Origin of the sequence: Mycobacterium angelicum (genome assembly GCF_002086155.1) — a bacterium.
GTDB lineage: Bacteria > Actinomycetota > Actinomycetes > Mycobacteriales > Mycobacteriaceae > Mycobacterium > Mycobacterium angelicum.
Window position 1 is genome coordinate 59,657 of the sequence record NZ_MVHE01000014.1, and the last position, 20,357, is coordinate 80,013.

General features: G+C 65.2%; 19 protein-coding genes and 1 tRNA gene. 5 read left to right on the forward strand and 15 right to left on the reverse strand.

The features are described 5' to 3' along the window. Positions 1 to 129 precede the first annotated feature (129 nt). Positions 130 to 1,332 carry a L,D-transpeptidase gene (locus tag BST12_RS11995; RefSeq protein WP_083113391.1) on the forward strand — a complete coding sequence of 401 codons (1,203 nt, stop codon included), beginning with the start codon at positions 130 to 132 and terminating at the stop codon, positions 1,330 to 1,332. Positions 1,333 to 1,347: 15 nt separating this feature from the next. Here BST12_RS11995 and BST12_RS12000 read toward each other — a convergent pair whose 3' ends face one another. The 10 genes from BST12_RS12000 to BST12_RS12045 are packed head-to-tail and all read right to left on the reverse strand — an operon-like array spanning position 1,348 to position 11,558. Further along, positions 1,348 to 2,106 carry a mannan-binding family protein gene (locus BST12_RS12000; RefSeq protein ID WP_083113351.1) on the reverse strand — a complete coding sequence of 253 codons (759 nt, stop codon included), beginning with the start codon at positions 2,104 to 2,106 and terminating at the stop codon, positions 1,348 to 1,350. Beyond that, positions 2,103 to 2,741 (reverse strand): tetratricopeptide repeat protein, encoded by a 639-nt coding sequence (locus tag BST12_RS12005; RefSeq protein WP_083113352.1) that lies wholly within the window; start codon positions 2,739 to 2,741, stop codon positions 2,103 to 2,105. The genes BST12_RS12000 and BST12_RS12005 overlap by 4 nt, the downstream gene beginning before the upstream one ends. A gap of 18 nt (positions 2,742 to 2,759) precedes the next feature. Next, positions 2,760 to 4,010, reverse strand: coding sequence for an MlaD family protein (locus BST12_RS12010; protein WP_083113353.1), 1,251 nt, complete (start codon positions 4,008 to 4,010; stop codon positions 2,760 to 2,762). Continuing rightward, positions 4,007 to 5,200, reverse strand: coding sequence for an MlaD family protein (locus tag BST12_RS12015; protein ID WP_083113354.1), 1,194 nt, complete (start codon positions 5,198 to 5,200; stop codon positions 4,007 to 4,009). The genes BST12_RS12010 and BST12_RS12015 overlap by 4 nt, the downstream gene beginning before the upstream one ends. Further along, positions 5,197 to 6,309 (reverse strand): MCE family protein, encoded by a 1,113-nt coding sequence (locus tag BST12_RS12020; RefSeq protein WP_083113392.1) that lies wholly within the window; start codon positions 6,307 to 6,309, stop codon positions 5,197 to 5,199. The genes BST12_RS12015 and BST12_RS12020 overlap by 4 nt, the downstream gene beginning before the upstream one ends. Beyond that, entirely contained in the window at positions 6,300 to 7,355 is a 1,056-nt protein-coding gene (locus BST12_RS12025) for an MlaD family protein (protein ID WP_083113355.1), read from the reverse strand. Before BST12_RS12025 ends, BST12_RS12020 begins: the two co-directional genes overlap by 10 nt. Then, positions 7,348 to 8,397: an MlaD family protein gene (locus BST12_RS12030; RefSeq protein WP_083113356.1), complete on the reverse strand. Its 1,050-nt coding sequence runs from the start codon at positions 8,395 to 8,397 to the stop codon at positions 7,348 to 7,350. Before BST12_RS12030 ends, BST12_RS12025 begins: the two co-directional genes overlap by 8 nt. Then, complete coding sequence (locus tag BST12_RS12035) at positions 8,394 to 9,878, reverse strand: MlaD family protein (RefSeq protein WP_083113357.1); 1,485 nt, start codon at positions 9,876 to 9,878, stop codon at positions 8,394 to 8,396. The genes BST12_RS12030 and BST12_RS12035 overlap by 4 nt, the downstream gene beginning before the upstream one ends. 5 nt (positions 9,879 to 9,883) lie before the next feature. Then, complete coding sequence (locus tag BST12_RS12040) at positions 9,884 to 10,747, reverse strand: MlaE family ABC transporter permease (RefSeq protein ID WP_083113358.1); 864 nt, start codon at positions 10,745 to 10,747, stop codon at positions 9,884 to 9,886. Position 10,748: 1 nt separating this feature from the next. Continuing rightward, a complete protein-coding gene (locus BST12_RS12045) occupies positions 10,749 to 11,558 on the reverse strand; it encodes an MlaE family ABC transporter permease (RefSeq protein ID WP_083113393.1) in 810 nt (269 codons plus the stop codon). 251 nt (positions 11,559 to 11,809) lie between these two features. Between BST12_RS12045 and BST12_RS12050 the strand changes: the two genes are divergently transcribed. Continuing rightward, complete coding sequence (locus BST12_RS12050) at positions 11,810 to 12,277, forward strand: hypothetical protein (protein ID WP_139801634.1); 468 nt, start codon at positions 11,810 to 11,812, stop codon at positions 12,275 to 12,277. 63 nt (positions 12,278 to 12,340) lie between these two features. Here BST12_RS12050 and BST12_RS12055 read toward each other — a convergent pair. Both BST12_RS12055 and orn read right to left on the reverse strand, forming a co-directional pair. Further along, positions 12,341 to 12,416, reverse strand: a tRNA-His gene (locus BST12_RS12055). A gap of 49 nt (positions 12,417 to 12,465) precedes the next feature. Beyond that, the gene (gene orn / locus BST12_RS12060; RefSeq protein WP_083113359.1) at positions 12,466 to 13,113 is read right to left on the reverse strand and encodes an oligoribonuclease; all 648 of its coding nucleotides are present in this window, start codon (positions 13,111 to 13,113) and stop codon (positions 12,466 to 12,468) included. Positions 13,114 to 13,200: 87 nt separating this feature from the next. On the opposite strand from orn, the gene BST12_RS12065 reads away from it, so the two are divergent. Beyond that, on the forward strand, positions 13,201 to 14,784 hold the full coding sequence (locus tag BST12_RS12065) for a helicase HerA-like domain-containing protein (protein ID WP_083113360.1): 1,584 nt from the start codon (positions 13,201 to 13,203) through the stop codon (positions 14,782 to 14,784). A gap of 7 nt (positions 14,785 to 14,791) precedes the next feature. Here the strand turns inward: BST12_RS12065 and cmrA are convergent, their stop codons facing one another. Beyond that, positions 14,792 to 15,598 (reverse strand): mycolate reductase, encoded by an 807-nt coding sequence (gene cmrA, locus BST12_RS12070; RefSeq protein ID WP_083113395.1) that lies wholly within the window; start codon positions 15,596 to 15,598, stop codon positions 14,792 to 14,794. A gap of 167 nt (positions 15,599 to 15,765) precedes the next feature. On the opposite strand from cmrA, the gene BST12_RS12075 reads away from it, so the two are divergent. Continuing rightward, positions 15,766 to 17,052, forward strand: a complete 1,287-nt coding sequence (locus tag BST12_RS12075) for an MFS transporter (RefSeq protein ID WP_245850263.1) — start codon at positions 15,766 to 15,768, stop codon at positions 17,050 to 17,052. Here BST12_RS12075 and BST12_RS12080 read toward each other — a convergent pair. Then, the gene (locus BST12_RS12080; protein ID WP_083113396.1) at positions 17,049 to 17,834 is read right to left on the reverse strand and encodes an MmpS family transport accessory protein; all 786 of its coding nucleotides are present in this window, start codon (positions 17,832 to 17,834) and stop codon (positions 17,049 to 17,051) included. The two genes, BST12_RS12075 and BST12_RS12080, sit on opposite strands and share 4 nt — an antisense overlap. Before the next feature lie 68 nt (positions 17,835 to 17,902). Next, entirely contained in the window at positions 17,903 to 18,538 is a 636-nt protein-coding gene (locus BST12_RS12085; RefSeq protein ID WP_083113362.1) for an SACE_7040 family transcriptional regulator, read from the reverse strand. Between the two features lie 114 nt (positions 18,539 to 18,652). Between BST12_RS12085 and BST12_RS12090 the strand changes: the two genes are divergently transcribed. After that, positions 18,653 to 20,281 carry an AMP-binding protein gene (locus BST12_RS12090; protein ID WP_083113363.1) on the forward strand — a complete coding sequence of 543 codons (1,629 nt, stop codon included), beginning with the start codon at positions 18,653 to 18,655 and terminating at the stop codon, positions 20,279 to 20,281. Positions 20,282 to 20,357: the final 76 nt, after the last annotated feature.

The following is a 20,357-nucleotide window of genomic DNA, read 5'->3' on the forward strand; positions in this document are numbered from 1 at the left end:
GATGTGGCACGGCACCGGGGTGAATCGCGCCAGCTTTCCGCGGACTACGGCTGCAAGGCACTACAATACTGGCAACAATCCATGGTCAGCGGTGACCAAAGTAAGCGAGACTATCCGGAAGGTCACTTGATGACGCCTTTGCGTAGACGTCGATCGTGGCTGGCTGCGGCCTTGATACCGGTTGCTGTGTTCGCCGTTGCGTGCAGCAGCGGTGGTACACCGCCGCAGGCGAAGGTCATCGTCGACAAGGGCACCCCGTTTGCCGATTTGCTGGTCCCCAAGCTCACTGCATCGGTGACCGACGGCGCCGTGGGTGTGACGGTGGACGCACCGGTCACCGTCAACGTCGCCGATGGCGTGCTGGCCGCGGTCACCATGGTCAACGACAACGGCAAGACGATCAACGGCCAGCTCAGCCCCGACGGGCTGCACTGGCAGACCACCGAGCCGCTCGGCTACAACCGGCGCTACACGCTGAACGCCAAGGCGCTCGGACTCGGCGGTGCCGCGAACCGTCAGATGACCTTCCAGACCAGTTCTCCCGCGCACCTGACGATGCCCTACGTCGTGCCCACCGATGGCGAGGTAGTGGGAGTCGGTGAACCGGTGGCCATCCGGTTCGACGAGAACATCGCCAACCGGGTAGCCGCCGAGAAGGCCATCGTCATCACCACCAATCCGCCCGTCGAGGGCGCCTTCTATTGGCTGAACAAGCGTGAAGTGCGCTGGCGGCCAGAGCATTTCTGGAAGCCGGGTACGGCTGTCGACGTGGCGGTCAACACCTACGGCGCCGACCTCGGTGAAGGGATGTTCGGCGAGGACAACGTCAAGGTGCACTTCACCATCGGCGACGAGGTGATTGCCACTGCCGACGACAACACCAAGATGCTGACCGTTCGGGTCAACGGTGAGGTCGTCAAGACCATGCCGACGTCCATGGGCAAGGACAGCACCCCGACGGCGAACGGCATCTACACCGTCGGCGCGCGGTTCAAGCACATCATCATGGACTCGTCGACCTATGGCGTACCGGTCAACTCGCCCAACGGATATCGCACCGACGTGGACTGGGCCACCCAGATTTCCTACAGCGGAGTCTTCGTGCACTCGGCGCCATGGTCGGTGGGCGCCCAGGGGCACACCAACACCAGCCACGGCTGTCTGAATGTCAATCCCAGCAACGCGCAGTGGTTCTACGACCACATCAAGCGCGGCGACGTGGTCGAGGTGATGAACACGGTAGGAGGCACCCTGCCGGGGACCGAGGGACTGGGCGACTGGAACATCCCCTGGGAGCAGTGGCGTGCCGGTAACGCGGCGGGCCCGAGTTAGAGCTGATTGCCGAGTTTAGAAGCGCAGCAGCCCATTCAGCGCCGAGAGCGGGATGTGCGCTTCGACCGCACCGCCGTCCATGGACCACTGCATGGCTCCCGGGGTGAAATTGATCGGCTCGTCGTGAGCCACCGGGTAGTCGGGCATGTAGAGGATCAGTTCGTCAGGTGTCAACGCCCACGCCCGGTACGCACCTGAATAGACCTTGTCCGGTGTCCACCGGTCGGCGACGAATGGATAGGTTCCCGGATCGTGTGGGGGCGCAGCCTGATCGAGTGCGGACTCGATGAACGGGGCAGCCGGTTGCGGGATCGCGCTCAGCGGCGCCAGATCCGCTAGTTGCAGCCGCCGGCCGCGTCCCATGTCGAAGGTGAAGGTGCGAAACGCGTTGTTGGGTCTGGGCCCGTCTGCGTGGTAGTCCTCGTGGAACACCGCACTGAGCAGGTTGCCGTGCTGGAACACCTGGTAGTTCTCCTCGCCGAAGCTGTCGGCGGCCATGCGGGCGCCGACGGTCTTCCAGTTGTTGACGAGGGTGCGCAGGTAGTCGCGGATGGTTGCACTGGTGGTCGGGTTGTCGACGAGGTCGGCCGGCACGGCGACCTTGATGTCGCGCACGGCGCCCCGTTCGGAGGTCACCGAGGTACGGCAGTACTGGCCGTCCCAGTCGCCACCGAGCTCGCCGCAGAACGACGGGGCCGACGCGTGCGCGGTGGCCGGGGTGGTGACCCCCGAGATCGCCAGCAATAAAGACGCCGCGATCACCCTGCCGATCACAGCAGCTGGACCTTGCTGGCCAGCCAGCGGCCGTCGATCTTCTCCATGGTGATCTTGATCCGGCTGCGGTCGATCCGCGGATCCGGCACTGCCATGTTGGTCACGGTCTGGTCGATAAACACGAGCACCACAACCTTATTCGCGGACTCCGAAGCGATCGCCGAGTCCACTACCACGCCGTGCGCGGTCGCCTTGTTGTCGATCAGCAGCTGGCGCAGCTGCACGCTGGACTGGGTGTACATGTCCTTGAATTCACCGGTCGCGCCGTCGAGTACCTGACGGAAGTTCTGGTCGACATTGTTGGAGTCGATGCTGGTCAGCACCTGGGCGTAAGTGACGGCCGCTTGCTGGGCCTGCTGGCCGGCGATCTTGACCTGGTGCTCCTGCCACTGCCACCAGCCCAGCAAACCCGAAACCGTAAGTGAGGCAACGAGTAACACCGGCAGCACGCTGCGGCGCAGATACTGCTTCCAAGGTCGCTTACGTCGTTCGGCTTTGTCCCGCTTGCCGAGCAGCGGGCTGTGCTCTTCGTCGCTTTCGTCGGCCTCGGTTTCAGGTTCGACGTCTTCGGTTGGGGCTTCGGGCTTTTCGGCCTCGGTCTCGGTGTCCTTCTCGGTCATGGCAACCACAATCATCTCCTAGTGGGGTGGGTCTTAGTGCGGCGGTTCGATCGGCAGCGGCGGACCGCCGTAGGGGGTGGGAATTGTGAAGCGGCCCTTCGGTGTTGGGTCGGTTCTGCGGCCCAGGTCGGCTCCCGGTGGCGGCCCGGCGGTGTCGTCTCCGCCTGGTCGCGGCGCGTTCTTGGCTCCCCGGATCAAGACCCCGGGATCGTCGTCGCGACAGTAGGTGTACATGAACGGCTCGGGGTAGTCGGCGGCCGAGGGAATGTAGGAGGGGGTGCCGTAGTCGCATGCATAGCGGGGATAGAGCTCTGCGGTTGCCCAGACGCCGTGGTCGTGGAAGGCGCTGGCCAGGGCGTCCAGTACCGATCCGCGGTAGTCAGGAAACAGCGCGTTGAGCGCGGGCACCCGCAGATAGAGGAGCTGGGAGGTGGTGGCCATACTGCCCAGCAGTTGCACCATGGTGTCGGAATTGTCGGCGAACAAGTTGTCGACTCCGGCCAGCGTGTGCGGGGTCTGGTCAAGCAGATACCGGTAGCCGCCTTGCATGCCGGCCATGCCGGCCAGGGTCCGGTTGAGGCCGACGGTGGCGGCGGCCAGCCCCGCGTTCTTGTCGGCAGCCAGCGTCAGCACCACCCGGCTGGTCTTGATGATGCTGGTGGTTTGCGGCAGGACCGAATCGAGCGTGGAAAGCAGGAACGTGCCACCGTCCACAATGGCGGCCAACTTGCGCGGCCCCTCCTTGCTCATGCTCAGTTCCCTTTTGATCAGCTCGATCTTGCGCGGATCGACCTGGGCCAGCAGTCCGTCGGCGTCGCTGAGCAGTTGCGCCAAGCTGACCGGGACGGTGGCCCGGTCCAGCCCCAGGACGCTGCCGTCGCGCAGATACGGCCCCGCATCGGAGGCGGCTTCGAAATTGAGGAATTGCTCGCCGGCCGCCGACAGCGCCGAAACGTGGATGACGGCCGACGCCGGGATCTTCACCTGCGAGGCGATCTTGGCGACCGCGTTCACGCCGCGGTCGGTGATCTGCAGCGACTCGACTCGCCCGATCCGGACCCCGCGCAGCGCAACATCCTGATTGGGCAGCAGCCCAGCCGATTCCGGTAACTGCACCGTGACCTGGTAGGTCGACGCGAACGGCGTCACCCGCAACGCACCGGCCAACAGGTAGGCGGTCGCAACGACCAGGGTGAGCAGCAGCCCGGCCACCGACAGCCAAGTCTGGCGCCGGTGGCCCGCACGAACCACGGCGACAAGGGCATTGGCGGCGGTGGCGATCATGGCGGCGGTCCTGGAGCCAGCTCGATGCCGCCCGGGAAGTTCGGGTCCGGAATCAACGGGATCTGCGGTGAGCCAGGCCCCCGCCCCACCACTCGTTCTTGCAGGCGCCACAGGGTGTACTTCAGCGAGCCGATGAACTGATTCCAGTTGTAGCGGTGTGGTCCGTGCAGGCCGATGTCGCCGGGGAATCCGATGTCGGGTATGGATCCGAGCACCAGGCGGTCAACATTTGCGCGCACCGAAATCGAGCCCCCTGCAGTCGTTTTGACCATCGGCGGGATCATCCGGTTCAGTGGGAGCCAGCTGGTGTCGGGGCTTACCGCGACGTCGTTGGCGGCCCCGGCGATCGTGTTCAGATCGCCGATGATGCTGCGGCCGCTGGTGTCGGTACCTGCCATCGAGGGAAACCGGGCCAGCAGGCGGGTGGTGTCGCCGACCTGTTCGACCAGAGTGGACAGCTCGGCAGTGTTGGCTGCCAAAGCGTCGGTGGCCGGGCCGGCCGCCGCCATCAGCTCGCTGATGGTCTGGTCCTTAGCGTCGAGTTGTTCAGTCAGACCCGACAATTCGGACAGCGCGGTCGAGATCTGCGCGGACCGGGAGTCGAGCGTGCCGAGCAACTGGTTGGACTTGTGCACCAGATCGCCGAACGCCTCACCCTGGTCGCCGGTGGCTTTGCCGAGGCCGTTGATGATGTTGGTGAAATTGCGTACGGCTCCGCCGTTCACCAGGATGGCCGCCGAACTCAGCACGGACTCGACCGTCGCTGCCGCTCCCGTCGAATCCAAGCCGATGGTGTCGCCGTTCTTCAGCATCGGCCTAGCCGGCTCGGCGGCAGCGGACGGTGCGGGTGGTTTGAGGGCCACGAACACGTCGCCGAGTGGTGTGGCGGTGCGTAATTCAGCGGTGCTGCCCCGCGGTAGTTGCACACCGTTGACGATGCGCAGCGTGGTAACCGCGGTGTAGTTACGCGCCACGATGGATTCGACCTGACCGACGTCGGCGCCGGCCAGCTTGACCTTCGCATTCATCGGCAGGTTGAGCGCGTTGGAGAACACCGCGGTCAGCGTGTATCCATCCGAGTCGAGCCCTGGAGCCGGAAGGGGCAGGCTTGCAAGGCCATTGGTGGCGCAACCGGAAGTGAAAACCACAGTGGCCGCGATCGCCGCGGCAGCCTTACCGCGGGCAGTCATTTCTGCCCCATGGCTGCCATGCCGTCCAGCACGTAGGTGAGCCCGAAATCGGGCCCGAAGTCCTGCAGGGTCCCGGTGCTGCAGCCCAATTGCCGCAGACCCATCATGTTGCAGACCTCTTTCATCACCTGGCTGTCGAATACCATTCTGTCGGTGAGGAAGTGCGCCCGGACGGTTCCGTTGGCCCGGTCGATCGCGTTGTAGCCGTTGTCGGCGACCAGCGGGGCCAGATCGAGTATCTCGGCGATGTCACGTTGCTGATCGGCGACCGTCTTCAAGGTGGTGTCGGTATTGAGCAGGGTCTGCCTCAGCGCGTCGCGATTGGCGTCGAGCAGGTCTCCGGCCCGCTGCACCAGTTGATCGAGTTTTCGGCCGGTGCTGCCCTTACCGAAATCCTCGTCGGCCAGGATCTGGCTGACCTGGTGGATGGTTGACGCGAATTCGCGCAGCTTTGCGTCATTGGCGGCGGCGGCGTCGAACAACGAGCTGATGTTCCTGACGATCGTGGTGATCTGCTCGCGGGTCTGTGCGCCGCCGTCGCTGCTCAGCCGCAGGGCCCGGGACAGTTCGTTGAGTGCTCCCTTGATCTGGCCGCCGTTCCCGTCGACAACTGCGGCGCCGCCGTTGAGCACATCGGCGATCGGGCCGCCGCCGCGGCCGTCGCCTTCGAGCGATTTGACCACCTTGTCCAAAACGCTGAGCACCCGGCTGAATTCGACGGGCGTCTTGGTGCGGGTCAGCCCGATGGTGTCGTGGTTCTGCAGGACTGGACCGCCGCGGTAGGGCGGGGTGAGCTCGATCTGTCGATCGGTGAGGATGGACGTCGACACGGTGACGGCCTGGGCGTCGGCCGGAACCTTGACGTCGCGGTCGACGGTGAACTCGACCTCGACGTAGCCGCCCTTCGGGACGATTCTGACGACTTTGCCCACCGGCATGCCCAGCACCGCCACCGCGTTGCCTTCGTATAAGCCTGAGGCGCTGTCGAATTGGGCTGTGACAGTCATCGGGTCGTCCTTGGCGCCCAGATACCACCAGCCGGCGCCTATCGCGGCCGCCACCAATACCGCGGCGATAACGACAGCCAGCAACCGGGTTTTCACTTGCAGTCCTTGAAATACGGGATCATCCCGAACTGCTGGGCCCGGCCACTGATGGCACACATCCACGAGTCGACGAGCATGCCGCTGGGGGCATTGAAGTTGATCGCGTTGCCGTCACCGGTGATGTTGGCCACCTCGCGGAAGAAGACCGGACTTACCTGCATCAGGTTGCGCAGCAGGTCGTCGTGTTTGGCCATCAGATCGGTGAACTCGTGCATGTCTTTGACCAGCGCGTCCACCCCCGACCGGTCTCTGACGACGATCCTGCCGAGGATCTCCACGAGACTGTTCAGCGATTGCATCATGGCGTGGAAAACGGCTCGGCGCGCGACGAATTGGCCCATCAGGTCCTGGCCCTGGGTGACCAGGTTGCCGATGTTGGCTTGCTGACGGCGCAAGGTGTTGGTGACCTGTTCGGTGTTCTTGAGCAGCTGACCCAGTTGGTCGCGCCGCTGCGCGATGATCGACGACAGCGTGTTGATGTTCGTCATGGCTTGTGGCACCAGCGGCGGCAGTCGTTCCAGTTGCTTGCCGAGCACGGCAAGCGATTGGGCGAACCGGTCGGAGTCGACCTGCTCGAAAGTGGTCGTGGCATCCTTCAGCGCGGTCTGCAGATCGTAGGGTACTTCGGTGTGGGCGATATCAAAAGTGTTGTGCGGCAGGGAATCCAGTCCGTTGGGTTCCAGTGCGAGATATCGGGAGCCGAGGATGGTGGTGACCTTGATCGTCGCCTTGGAGTCTTTGCCCAGCACGATGTCGTCGCGAACCTTCAGGCCCGCTTCGACATGGTCGCCGACGAGTTTCATGCTGGTCACGGTGCCGACCGGGATGCCGGCAATCGCGATCGGGTTCCCGGGCCGCAGTGCGGCGGCTTGGATGAACTCGGCGGTGTAATGCCGGTAGCCGGCGCCGACCAGATGGACGACCAGCATTCCCGCGATCACCACCGCAACCACCGCGACGGCGATAAACCCAAGCCAGGTCTTGTTGTAACTCTCCAGCGGACGCGTCTTGAGCCGCTTGAGTCGAACTGCGATCGACGCCTTAGCCATTGTTCCTGCACTTAGGGCTGTGCCACGCTTTGTTTCCCGGCGTGGCCGCATTGACGATGATCGGCAGCACATCGTTGAGGCCCGGGAAGAACCCGAGGAAGTTGACGTCGCACACGTACGCGTTGCCGTAGGCGCCGCCGTTGCCGACGCGAGTGAGCCCCTTCAGCATCAGCGGCATGTTGTCGCCGAAAAACGCCACCTGAGGTTCGACGCTGAGGATGTGACGGGCGAAACCTGGCTGGCGATAGATGAATTCGGCCAACGCCGGGTACACGTCGCGGGCCGCGACCGATAGCCGGCCCAGCACCCTTGCCAAGGAGCCGGTCGAGGCGACCAGCTCCGGGCGGCGCCTGTCGAGGACGGCCACTGCGTCGCGGGTCTGGGTGATGACACCGTCGAGGTTGTTGTTCTGCTGCGCGAGGTTGGAGATCACCCTGTTGAGGTTGGTGATCACATCGCCGAGGGCCTGGTCTCGTCCGGCGAATGTCTCGGTGAGAGTGGATGTCTGGCTTATCAGCGTGGCCAGCGACGAGCTATCGCCCTGCAGCGATTCGATGACGCCTTTGGTGAGGTTGTCGGCGTCTTGCGGATTGAGCAGGCTGAACAGCGGCTCGTAGCCGTTGAGTAGTGCGGTGACGTCGAAGGAGGGTTCGGTTCGCTGTAGCGGGATGACACTTCCCGGCGGCAGCTGCTGTGGACCGCCTTCCTTGCCCAACGACAGACCGAGGTAACGCTGCCCGACGATGTTCTGGTAAGTCACCGAGGCGACGGTGTTGCCGAACAGCCGCTGATCGTCCTGCACCACGAACGAAACTTTGGCCAATTTGCCTTCCAGTTCAACCTTTTCGACCCGGCCAACCCGCACCCCGGCCATCCGGACGTCGTCGCCTTCGCGCAGTCCGTACACGTCGCTGAAGACCGCCGAATACGGCGCCGTCTTGCCGGCCACGTCGCGGCGCAGGCTCACATACACCATCCAGGTGAGCGTCGTCGCGACGACCATGAACACCGAAAGCCCGATAAAGGCGCCGCGGGATTTCATTTGGACCTCGACACAGTGGTTCCGCGAGCGAGGGGGCCCAGCAGCAGCTCGGTGGCGACATTGGGAGGCTGGCCGGTGATCACCGCGAGCGCGTTGCGTTCCTGCTCGCTGCCGACGGGCCCGACATTGCCGCCGATGTTGCCGCCGACAGCCCCGCCGACACCCCCTCCGAACGACGACGGCGCAGCTGTCCCGGGCACCGGTGGTGACGGCGAAACCCAGGGCGGCAGCGGCGGATTGGGATCGGTCAGGTTGGGGCTGGGGTTGATCAGCGGTGGGCCGACGGCAACGAGGTTGCCGTCGGGCCCGACAACGGTCCCTGGCGGGGGAGCCAGATCCAGGGGCGGCTGGTAGTTCTGCGGCAACAGCACTTCGGGGAGATCAGGGCGCACCGGAACCAGCGGCGCGGTGAAACAGCTGGGACCCTTGAGCTCGCCGTAGCGGGGGCAGTCCGCACGCGTGTAGGAGTAGCTGGGCGTGAACGAGAGGTTCACGCGCATGTTTCCGGTGCCGTTCTCGGGCACCCAGACCTCGTCCATGAACTTGGTGGCCAGGTTGTCCAGCTTGACGACGGCGGGCAGGAAGTTGTTCGACTTGAGCGCCAGGACACCCAGCACCGGGGTGAAGTCGGTGGTGATCTTGATGAGCTGGTCGATGTGGTTGTTCAGCGATTGCTGCGTGGTGCCGATCGTGTTGTCGGCGCCGGTGAGTAGCGCGGCCAACTGCTCGCGTGTCTGGGCGAAGGTCCGCATCGGTTCGACGGCCTGATGTAGCGCATCGACGAGATCCGGTGCCGTCGCCTGCAGCCCGCGGGTCGCGTCGATGAGCGCCGATACCGTTGAGGGGCCGGTGTCGGTCGCGACGATCGAATTGAGTTGATCCATAAGGCGATTCAGCTGCGCGGCATCGTTGAGCAGCACTACCCGGCGATGATCGGTGGCGGCCGCGAGCGCGGCCAGGATTCCCAGCGAATTGTCGTCTCGGCCGCGCCCGGCCGCGGCGAGCAGGTTGCGCAGCTTGGTGACGGTGGTTTGAAACAGAACCGTCGGCAGCTGCGTGTCTTCGGGGATGTGCGCGCCGGCATGGATGGCGCCCCCGGGGCCGTTGCCCACCAACTGAACTGACGACACGGCGAAGACATTGCTGGGTACCACCCGCGCGGTCACCGCGGACGGGATCGACTTCGCGTATTCGGGTTTGAGGTTGATCCGGACGTAGTTGGGTTTTCCGTTCGCCGCGGGAACGACGTCGTCGACCATGCCGACCAGCACGCCGCGGTACTTGACATCGGATTTCTGCGGAAGGCCGTCGCCGACGTTCACCAGATCGGCCACTACGCGCACGTAGTCGTTGAACCGGCCGGTGGACTTGGCCAGCAGCGTGACGGCAAGCAGCACGGAAACGATCACAACCGCGACCCCGCAGACCAGTAGCTGGCGGTCCGACGGGCCACGTCCGTCCAGCTCAAAGGAATTGGGCATCGGCGCTAACCACCGAACCTGGCGCCGGAGTCGGCGCCCCACAGCGCCATGGTGAGCAGCATGTTGACGATGATCACGACGGTGATGCTGGCCCGCATGCCATGTCCGGCGGCCACCCCGACACCCTCGGGTCCGCCGCTGGCATAGAAGCCGTAGTAGCACTGGATGGTGGACGCGATCCACACGAAGATGACGGTCTTGAGCAACGAGAAGGCAATGTCCTTGCCGGCCAGCATCAACGAAAAGTAATGCAAATAGGACCCATTGGAGCCGCCGCTGCTGACGGTGACTACCAGTTGGGTGGTCAAGTAGCCGATCGCCAGGCATGCCGCATACAGCGGGATCATCGCGATCACCGACGCCATCAGCCGGGTGGTCACCAAGAACGGAATCGGGCGAATGGCAATGGATTCCATGGCGTCGATCTCTTCGGCGATTCGCATCGACCCCAGCTGCGCGGTGAACCGGCAGCCACCCTGCATAGCAAACGCGAGCGAGGCCATCAACGGTGCCAGCTCGCGGGTATTGACCAGCGACGAGATGAAGCCGGTGGCGGGACCAAGGCCGAGCAGCTCAAGGAAGTTGTAGCCCTCGATGCCGACCAGTGCGCCGACCGTCATACCGAGCACGACCGCAACCCCGGCGGTGCCGCCGCCCACCACGATCGAGCCGTTGCCCCAGGTGATGTTCGACAGCAGGCGCAGGAACTCGCCGCGGTAGTGGCGCATTGCGATCGGCACGCCGGCGAGGGCGCGGAGAAAGAACACCAGCATGTGGCCGACCCGCAGGATCGGCCTGGTAATCCGGCGGTAGACCTGGGTCAGCAGGTCCGTGATCGGCGCTAGCGGTCGGTACGAGGAGACGGCCACGTCACAGCCCCGTCCGCGGCGCCAACATGATGTGCAGCTGGCTGATCGCGACGTTGACGATCATCAGCACCAGGATCGATTCGACGACGGCCGCGTTCACCGAATTCGCGACACCCGTCGGGCCGCCCTTGGTGGACAGGCCCTTCTGCGCCGACACGACGGCGACGATGGCGCCGAAGATCATCGCCTTGAGCAGCGCCAGAATCATGTCGTCGGTCGTCGCGAACGACGCGAACGTGGCCACGAAGCTGCCCGGCGCACCATCCTGGAAATACACGTTGAGCAGGTAGCTGGCGAAAAACCCGACGAAGCACACGACCCCGGTGAGCGCGACGCCGATCATGATCGCCGCCGCGAAGCGCGGCACGACCAGTCGGCGGATCACCGATACGCCCATTACCTCCATGGCATCGGTTTCCTCGCGCATCGTTCGCGAGCCGAGGTCGGCGGTGATGGCGGATCCGACGGCCGAGGCCATCAGGATGGCGGCCACCAGCGAGGCGCCCTGGCGGATGACCGCGAGTCCGCTGGCCGCGCCGGCGAGTGAGACGGCGCCGACCTGGCCGGCCAGCAACGCGAACTGAATCGACAGGGTGACGCTGATGGGCAGGGAGACCAGGATCGTCGGCACCACAGCCGTGCCGGCCATGAACGCGCCCTGCCGGACGAACTCCTGCCATTGGAAGCGGCCGGTGACGAGATCGAAAAAGAAGTATTGAACAGTGCGTACGGCGAGGACGAACTGTTCGCCGACCGTGGTGAGGGAGGCGACTGGGTGGCGTTTGACGTACCCGACAGCCCAGTCGCCCATGGCGTCGACGCCGTCGTCGGTCCGTTCACCTTGCAATGCGGGCGCTCTCCCACAACTAATGTGCTGAACCCGCAGCTCATCCGGGTTTGCGGTAACACGCTAGCGCAGATGACAAGGGTTTGGAGCCGAGATGGTTCGACGAGGCCCTTGGTCCGCTGCGCATGGGGTGTCCTGGGGTACAAGACGCACTTGTATCCCTGCAAGAACGCGGCTGCTACTGGGGCGTCGTCGCACGACGAATGATCAATGCCATGAACACTTCAGCCAACACCAAATTCCAGATCCGCGGCATGGCCGGTGCGCTGCTGGCCACGGCGATCATCGCGAGCGCCGTCGGTCTCGCGGCGCCGGGGCACGCCGACGGCGGCCAGCCAGCCGGCACGGCAACGCAGCTGCAATCGCTGATACCCACACCGGCGAACACCCAGCACACCGACGGCCCGGCCGCCATTGCCAACAACGGCATCCGGATGCACTTCATGGTCAACGGATCGGCAATGGGTGTTCTGGACGCGTACAAGGCCGAGCTTGAGGGCAAGGGCTGGACGGTGACCGTCGCGAGTTCAGGCGGTTGGGGAGGAGCCGGCGGCGCCACCTTCACCGGGACCCACGCCGGCAGCTACGGCGTGTTCAGCGGCGGCGGCTCCGGTGGCGTCACCGACGTCAAGGCCTGCGCGTGGCCGTCGCAGCCCGCGAACCCCAACTGCGGTGGCGACTGATTCGTCGCCGCACGATCGGCCGAAAGCCGAAAGGTCAGAGGGTAGAAATACCCTCTGACCTCATGGGGTGAGTGACGGGACTCGAACCCGCGACATTCAGGATCACAACCTGACGCTCTACCAACTGAACTACACCCACCATGACCACCGGCCGGCCCCGAGAGGCGCAACGAGCGGCGACGTCGATATTAACCGCTTGGGCGCTCGTCGGCCGAATCAATATCGTCCGGCGTGGTCTCCGCGCCGGAAATTTCGGCGACCACGGCCGCGATTTCGCTGGTAGACGGGCCGGGCGGCGGTACGAACGCGGTGCGCCGGTAGTACTGCAATTCCCGGATGGACTCATGAATGTCAGCCAGCGCCCGGTGCGCGAGCCCCTTGGGCGGCTGGCCGAAGTAGATCCGCGGGTACCAGCGCCGGCAGAGTTCCTTGATCGAGCTGACGTCGATCATCCGGTAGTGCAGGAACCCGTCGAGCTTGGGCATGTCGCGGGCGATGAAGGACCGGTCGGTGGCGATCGAGTTTCCGGCCAGCGGCGCGGTCTTGGGTTGCTTGACGTGCTCGCCGATGTAGTCGAGCACCATCTGCTCAGCCGTCGCGAGGTCGACCGTGGACGCTCGCACCTCGTCGATCAGCCCTGATCGCGAATGCATGTCGGCGACGATCTCGATCATCGACGACAGCGCGGCTTCTTCGGCGTGGATCACCACGTCCACCCCGTCGCCGAGGATGTTCAGATCGGCATCGGTGACCAGCACGGCGATCTCGATCAACTTGTCCGAGCCCAGATCGAGACCGGTCATCTCGCAGTCGATCCACACCAATTCGTCACGCACAGCGCTCAGCGTAAGCCCATGCGCGGCCCTGCCCGTGGATTCCCCTGACAAGTAGTGTGATGCTTTGCCGCACTGCGAGGGGAACTGATGAGCACTGAATCGGCAGCGGGAGGGCAAGACGGTCCTGCCAAGCGGATTTCGGCCGGTTATGCCGTCGCCGGCCAAGCGCTGGAATTGGGCACCGTCGTAGTCGATGGCCAAGCCGATCCGACAGCGCAGATACGTATCCCGCTGGCCACCGTCAACCGCCACGGGCTGGTCGCCGGGGCCACCGGGACCGGCAAGACCAAAACGCTGCAGCTGATCGCCGAGCAGCTCAGCGCTGCCGGGGTGGCCGTGCTGATGGCCGACGTGAAGGGCGATCTGTCCGGCCTGGCGCGGCCGGGGGAGGGCAACGACAAGACCGCCGCGCGCGCCAAGGACACCGGCGACACCTGGACACCCACCACCTTCCCGGTGGAGTTCTTGTCCCTGGGCACCGATGGCATCGGTGTTCCGGTACGCGCCACCGTGTCCAGCTTCGGCCCGGTTCTGCTATCAAAGGTGTTGGGGCTCAACGCCACTCAAGAGTCAACGCTGGGGCTGATCTTCCATTGGGCGAAGGAAAACAACCGCCCGCTGGTCACCCTGGACCAGTTGCGCAGCGCCATCAGTCATCTGACCAGTGAGGCGGGCAAGGCCGATCTGAAATCCCTGGGCGGGGTCTCATCGACGACGGCCGGCGTCATCCTGCGGTCGCTGGTAAACCTCGAAGCAGAAGGCGGCGACACGTTCTTCGGCGAGCCGAAGCTGGACCCACAGGATCTGCTGCGTGTAGACGACCAGGGCCACGGCGTCATCTCGCTGCTCGAATTCAGCGGGCAGTCGCTGCGTCCGGTCATTTTCTCCACCTTCCTGATGTGGGTGCTGGCGGATCTGTTTCAAGTCCTGCCTGAGATCGGTGACGTGGACAAGCCCAAGCTGGTCTTCTTCTTCGACGAGGCGCACCTGTTGTTTACCGATGCCTCCAAGGCGTTCCTCGAGCGGGTCGAGCAGACGGTCAAGCTGATTCGTTCCAAGGGCGTCGGCGTTTTCTTCTGCACCCAGCTGCCCACCGATCTGCCCAACGACGTGCTCTCCCAACTCGGAGCCAGGGTGCAGCACGCATTGCGCGCGTTCACTCCCGATGACCAGAAGGCGCTGAGCAAGACCGTGCGCACCTATCCGAAAACAGATGTCTACGACTTGGAGTCGGCGTTGACCTCGCTGGGAATCGGTGAGGCGATTGTCACCGTGCTGTCCGAGAAGGGCGCACCGACGCCGGTCGCCTGGACACGGATGCGAGTGCCCCGGTCGCTCATGGCCGCCATCGGTACCGACGCGGTTGCTGCCGCAGCCAAATCAAGCCCGCTGCAGGCCAAATATGGCCAGACGATCCAGCAGGCCCCGGAACCTCAAGTGCCCCAACAGGTCCCGCCGCAGCAGGAAACCCCGCAGCCGCGCGGGCAATACGACCCGCTGCCGTGGCCCGACCAACTCGAGGTGCCGCCGATGCCTGCGCCCGCGGAGCCGCAAGGTCCCGCCATGTGGGAGCAGGTGCTGAAGAATCCGACGGTGAAAAGCGCCATCAACACCGGGGTGCGAGAGGCGATGCGCAACCTGTTCGGCAGCGGTCGGCGTCGCCGGAAGTGATCCGGCCTCAACCGCCGCCGAGCTTCTTGTAGAAGGCGCCGACGATCGGCGCCACGACGGCACGGGGCCCGTAGCCGCTCGCCACCGACATCGCCTTGGACGTCAGACCCGGCACCACGCGCATCTTGTTGCGCTCCAAGGCATCCAGCGATATCTGCGCGGTGTGCTCGGTCGAAATCCACAGGAAGTCGGGTACCAGCTTCTCCACGAGCGACCGTTCGGCGTCGGCGGGCAGGTCGCTGCGCACCGGCCCCGGGGCCAACACCGTGACATGCACACCGCAGCGGCGCAGTTCGCCGCGCAACGATTCACTGAATGTGTTCGCGAACGCCTTGGTGGCTGCATACGTGGCGTTGTAGGGGATGGGCGAATTGCCGGCGGCTGAACCGGAAATCAAGATTCCGCCGGCCTTTCGTTCGACCATGCCGGGCAGCACTGCCAGCGTAAGGTCATGCACGCCAAGGACATTCAACTGCACCTGAGCTTTTTCGCCCGCCGGGTCCAGTGTCGCTATCGGGCCGAACGTCGCGGTTCCCGCGTTGGCGCACAGGATCGAGATGGGCCGCGCGGCCAATTCCTCGCACAGCTTTCCTCGTTCGGACGGGTCGGCGAGATCGGCGGGTCGCACATCGACGGTGACCCGATACTGGTCGGTCAGCCTGGCCGCCAAGTCGTTGAGCAGGTCTTCGCGGCGCGCGGTGACGATCAGGTTGTGCCCGCGCGCGGCAAGCTCGGTGGCCAGGGCTTCGCCGATGTTCTGCGAAGCACCGGTGACCACCGCACGCGCGTCAGGACTGGGAGCGGGAATGGGCATGAGCATGATCGTAAACATGCACCGGAAGCGGGAACCCTGCCGATCCCGTTAGAGTGCCGGGCATGAATTACCCGGGGCCGGGTCCCGTCGAGCCTGCGAATCCGCAGACAAACCGCGAGAACGGGCCTGCAAAATCGCAGCCTCGGCGAAACCCGCGATCTCGCGTCGTGGCCTGGGCGCTGTGGGATTGCGGTTCCACCGGTCTGAACGCGATCGTGACGACGTTCGTGTTCTCGGTCTACCTGACCAATAGCGTGGGCGTGGGTACGCCGGGCGGCGCCACGCCGGAAAGCTGGCTGGGCCGGGCCGGCGCGTTTGCCGGGATCACCATCGCGGTGCTGGCGCCGGTTGTCGGAGTGTGGGTGGAGTCCCCGCATCGCCGGCGGGTGGCGCTGGGCGTCTTGACCGGGGTAACGGTCGCGCTGACCAGCGCAATGTTCCTCATCCACGACAGCCCCGGCTACCTGTGGGCAGGGCTGGCCTTACTGGCGCTGACGGCAGCGTGCAGCGACCTGGCCAGCGTGCCTTACAACGCCATGCTGCGGCAGCTTTCGACGCCGGCCACGGCAGGGCGAATTTCCGGGTTCGGCTGGGCGGCGGGTTACGCCGGAAGCGTCTTGTTGCTGGTGTTGGTCTATCTGGGTTTCGTCTCGGGTCGAGGTGACGTGCGTGGGCTGCTGCAGCTGCCGGCTCAGGACGGCCTCAACGTGCGCGCGGCGATGCTCATGGCCGCGGCGTGGCTGGCGTTGTTGGCCCTGCCGCTGCTGCTGGTGGCCCACCGACTACCCGATTCCGGCGCGGTCGCCCACTCGACCACCACCGTGCGCGGCGCCTACCGGAAGCTGTGGACCGACATCACCGGCGAATGGCGCCGCGACCGCAACCTCGTCTACTTCTTGATCGCCAGTGCGATCTTCCGGGACGGGCTCGCGGCGATGTTCGCCTTCGGGGCGGTGCTCGGCGTCAACGTCTACGGACTCACCCAGGCCGACGTGCTGATGTTCGGTGTCGCCGGAAGCGTGGTAGCCGCGCTCGGTGCGACGGTGGGCGGATTCGTCGACCACCGAGTGGGATCCAAACCGGTCATCGTCGTGTCGCTGGCCGCGATCCTCGCGTCGGCGCTCACCTTGATGGCGCTGTCCGGGTCGTTCGCGTTCTGGGTGTGCGGGCTGCTGCTGTGTCTGTTCATCGGACCGTCGCAGTCATCGGCACGCGCCCTGTTGCTGCGCATGGCCCAGCACGGCAAGGAGGGGGTGGCGTTCGGCTTGTACACGATGACGGGCCGGGCGGTGGCGTTCCTGGCGCCCTGGCTGTTCTCCGTTTTCGTCGACGTGTTCGACGCGGTTCGCGCCGGCCTGGGCGGGATCTGCCTGGTGCTGTTCGTGGGCCTGGTGGCGATGCTGGCGGTGCGCGTGCCGCGGCACGGCGCCACGGTGGTGGCCGAAACGGCTTAGTTAGTCGGGGCGTCGCAGATCGTCAAGCCCACTCCGGTGCGCTGGCGTACCTGCACTCCGGCCACGGTCACCGAGCAGGTGACATTGTGGCCGATGTTGACGATCGTGACGGTCGCCGGGTGTTCTGTCGACCTCGACAGGCTGACCTCTTTGCTCCACGGCAGCGCCACGTTGAACTCGGTCTGGATCACGTCCCCGGTGTCCAAATAGGTGACGCTGATGGCGCGGCCTTCGCCGGTGACGTTGTAGACAACGGTCTGCATGGCGCCAGCCGGGGTGGTTGCGGTGGGCGTGCCCGACTCGGTTGTGGTCGTCGGCGTCGAGGTGACACTGGGCGCAGGGGTAGTCCTGGTCATGGTCGGAAGTGTCGAACTCGGCGTCGGCATCGGCGGCAACGGCTCGACCGCCGTTTGATCCTTGACCGACATATTCGCAATCACCAGCGCGATGACCAGCCCGACCACCAACAACACCGCCGCGCCGGCGGCCACCCACAACCAGCGCGGTGTCTTGGGGCCGTGCGGTGGCGGGGGCTCCTCAGGTGGGCCGGAACCCGGCGTGCCCTGGTCTTGCATCCAGTACGGCGGCAACTGCTGGGTCGGGTTGGTGTCGTTGGGGCCCGGCGCCCACGGCGGGACGGTGCCGCCATAGGTGGGCGCGTAGGGCGCCTGGCCGGCGTACGCCGGATCGATGGGCGGCGGATTGTAGTAACCCTGCGGCCCGACCGGTCCCGCCCCCGATTGAGGGGGACCAAACCTTTGGGGCCGACGTGGATCGTTCATGTCCACCTCATGGATTGCAGGGTACCCAAGACTCGCGCGGCAGCGCTGGCGGACTGCTCCGCTGGTGCTTACTTGCCGCCTGCGGTCAGCGCGGCGAGCGTCATGGCCCGCATGACGGCGCGGGAACGAACCGTGCGCGCCGGCTTGGTGTCGGCCGACTTCATGCTGTGTGGTGTCGAGTTCAGCAGGCCGAAGGTGGCGTGCGCCATCAGCCGGGCATCGGCTTCGGCCAGCTCGGGGTGCAACTCGCGCAACACGCCCACCCAGACCTCGACGTATTGCCGCTGGGCTTTGCGGACCTGGCGTTCGGCGGCGTCGGGCAGGTGCGCAAGGTCACGGTCCTGGATACGAATCAGGTTGGGTTCCCCGAGTGCGAAATCGAGGTGGAAGTCGATGAGGCCGTCCAGCGCTGCCGTCGGATCCGGGTTGTGTGCCGTGACGTCGCGCGCGCCGGCCAGCAGCCGGGCGCTGATTCCCACCAGCAACTCGACCAGCAGTGACTCCTTGTTGGGGAAGTGGCGGTAGATGGCCGGACCGCTGACGCCGGCTGCGGCACCGATGTCCTCCAGTCGCACCGCGAGGAAACCGCGCTCGGCGAACAGCCGCTCGGCGGCCGACAGGAGTTGCTGTCGTCGGTCGGACTTCAACTGGCTGCGACGATTTGGGGCCTCGGGCTGGCCCGGCCGGCTGTCGGGTGCGGTCATGACGGCCTCCGTCCCAACCCGTTCTGGACACTTCGGTTAATCGTCACTAACGTAGCACGAGTTATTCGCTGTTAACTCGAGTTTGTCGCGTGGGGGGCGCCAGGCGGAGGAACCGTGGCCACAGCAGGTCCCCTCTCATATGAACGCGGTCCGGCCGAACCGCAACTGTTGGCGACGACGATCGGTGCCAATCTCGCCGCTACCGCGGCGCGGTATGGGACTCGGGACGCTCTGGTCGACGTTCGGGCCGCGCGGCGGTGGACGTATGCCGAACTGCTTGCCGCCGTACGCCGCCTGGCGACCGGACTGCTGCGGGCCGGAATCGGGCCTGGCGATCGAGTCGGAATCTGGGCGCCGAACCGGTGGGAGTGGGTCCTGGTTCAGTACGCGACGGCTGAGATCGGCGCGGTGCTGGTGACCATCAATCCTGCCTACCGCGCGCGTGAATTGGACTATGCGCTAAGGCAATCCGGGGTTGTCATGGTGATTGCCGCCGCGGGCTTCAAGGATGCCGACTACGCCAGGATGCTGGCCGAGGTGGTGCCGCATTGCCCCGGCGTGCGCGACGTGGTGCTGTTGGACAGCGATGACTGGGAGCAGCTGGCCGGGGCCCACGCCGACCCGATGACGTTGCAGAACATTGCCGCGACACTGGACAGCACCGATCCGGTGAACATCCAATACACTTCCGGCACAACAGGTTTCCCGAAGGGCGTCACGCTGAGCCATCGGAACATCCTTAACAACGGCTACCTGGTCGGCGAACTGCTCGACTACACCGCGCACGACCGGATCTGCATTCCGGTGCCGTTCTATCACTGCTTCGGCATGGTCATGGGCAATCTGGCGGCCACCAGCCACGGCGCCTGCATGGTGATCCCGGCGGCCCGCTTCGATCCCGCGGCCACTCTGCAAGCGGTGCAGGATGAACGGTGTACCAGCCTCTATGGTGTGCCCACCATGTTCATTGCCGAGCTGGGGCTGCCGGATTTCGCCGAGTACGAGCTGACGAGCCTGCGCACCGGAATCATGGCCGGCGCCCCCTGTCCGGTCGAGGTGATGCGCAAGGTGATGCACCGCATGCATATGCCAGGCGTTTCGATCTGCTACGGCATGACCGAAACCTCGCCCGTTTCTACCCAGACCCGCAGTGACGACTCACTGGTGCGCCGCGTGGCCACCGTTGGCCGAGTAGTGCCGCACCTCGAAATCAAGGTGGTTGACCCGCTCACCGGGCAGACGGTGCCGCGCGGCGTGACCGGCGAGTTCTGCACCCGCGGGTATTCGGTGATGGCGGGCTACTGGAATGAGCCGGAGCGCACCGCCGAGGTGATCGACGCCGACGGCTGGATGCACACCGGAGACCTGGCCGCGATGGATGAGTGCGGATACATCCAGATCACCGGACGGATCAAGGACATCGTCGTGCGGGGAGGCGAGAACATCTCGCCACGCGAAATCGAGGAGTTCCTGCACAGCCACCCCGATATCGCCGACGGCCACGTCATCGGAGTGCCGGACGCCAAGTACGGGGAGGAGTTGATGGCGGTGGTCAAGCTGCGTGGCGGTGCGCCGGAGCTCACCGTTGAGCAACTGCGCGAATTCTGCGCCGGCCGAATCGCAGCGTTCAAGATCCCGCGGTATCTGTGGATCGTCGACGAGTTCCCCATGACCGTCACCGGCAAGGTGCGCAAGGTGGAGATGCGGCAGCAAGCGATCGAATACTTGCGCGATAGCCAGTGACGTGCTGTCCCTGGACGCGCCGCGAGGGCGATGGTATCCTCGGATCCAGTTAATCTGGATTAACTGAACCGGAGGC

Coding starts and splice junctions, on each gene's coding strand:
- BST12_RS11995 (WP_083113391.1), top strand. CDS start 130: ATGACGCCTTTGCGTAGACGTCGATCGTGGCTGGCTGCGGCCTTGATA.
- BST12_RS12005 (WP_083113352.1), bottom strand. CDS start 2,741: ATGATTGTGGTTGCCATGACCGAGAAGGACACCGAGACCGAGGCCGAA.
- BST12_RS12010 (WP_083113353.1), bottom strand. CDS start 4,010: ATGATCGCCACCGCCGCCAATGCCCTTGTCGCCGTGGTTCGTGCGGGC.
- BST12_RS12015 (WP_083113354.1), bottom strand. CDS start 5,200: ATGACTGCCCGCGGTAAGGCTGCCGCGGCGATCGCGGCCACTGTGGTT.
- BST12_RS12025 (WP_083113355.1), bottom strand. CDS start 7,355: ATGGCTAAGGCGTCGATCGCAGTTCGACTCAAGCGGCTCAAGACGCGT.
- BST12_RS12030 (WP_083113356.1), bottom strand. CDS start 8,397: ATGAAATCCCGCGGCGCCTTTATCGGGCTTTCGGTGTTCATGGTCGTC.
- BST12_RS12035 (WP_083113357.1), bottom strand. CDS start 9,878: ATGCCCAATTCCTTTGAGCTGGACGGACGTGGCCCGTCGGACCGCCAG.
- BST12_RS12045 (WP_083113393.1), bottom strand. CDS start 11,558: ATGGGCGACTGGGCTGTCGGGTACGTCAAACGCCACCCAGTCGCCTCC.
- BST12_RS12050 (WP_139801634.1), top strand. CDS start 11,810: ATGAACACTTCAGCCAACACCAAATTCCAGATCCGCGGCATGGCCGGT.
- BST12_RS12065 (WP_083113360.1), top strand. CDS start 13,201: ATGAGCACTGAATCGGCAGCGGGAGGGCAAGACGGTCCTGCCAAGCGG.
- cmrA (WP_083113395.1), bottom strand. CDS start 15,598: ATGCCCATTCCCGCTCCCAGTCCTGACGCGCGTGCGGTGGTCACCGGT.
- BST12_RS12080 (WP_083113396.1), bottom strand. CDS start 17,834: ATGAACGATCCACGTCGGCCCCAAAGGTTTGGTCCCCCTCAATCGGGG.
- BST12_RS12085 (WP_083113362.1), bottom strand. CDS start 18,538: ATGACCGCACCCGACAGCCGGCCGGGCCAGCCCGAGGCCCCAAATCGT.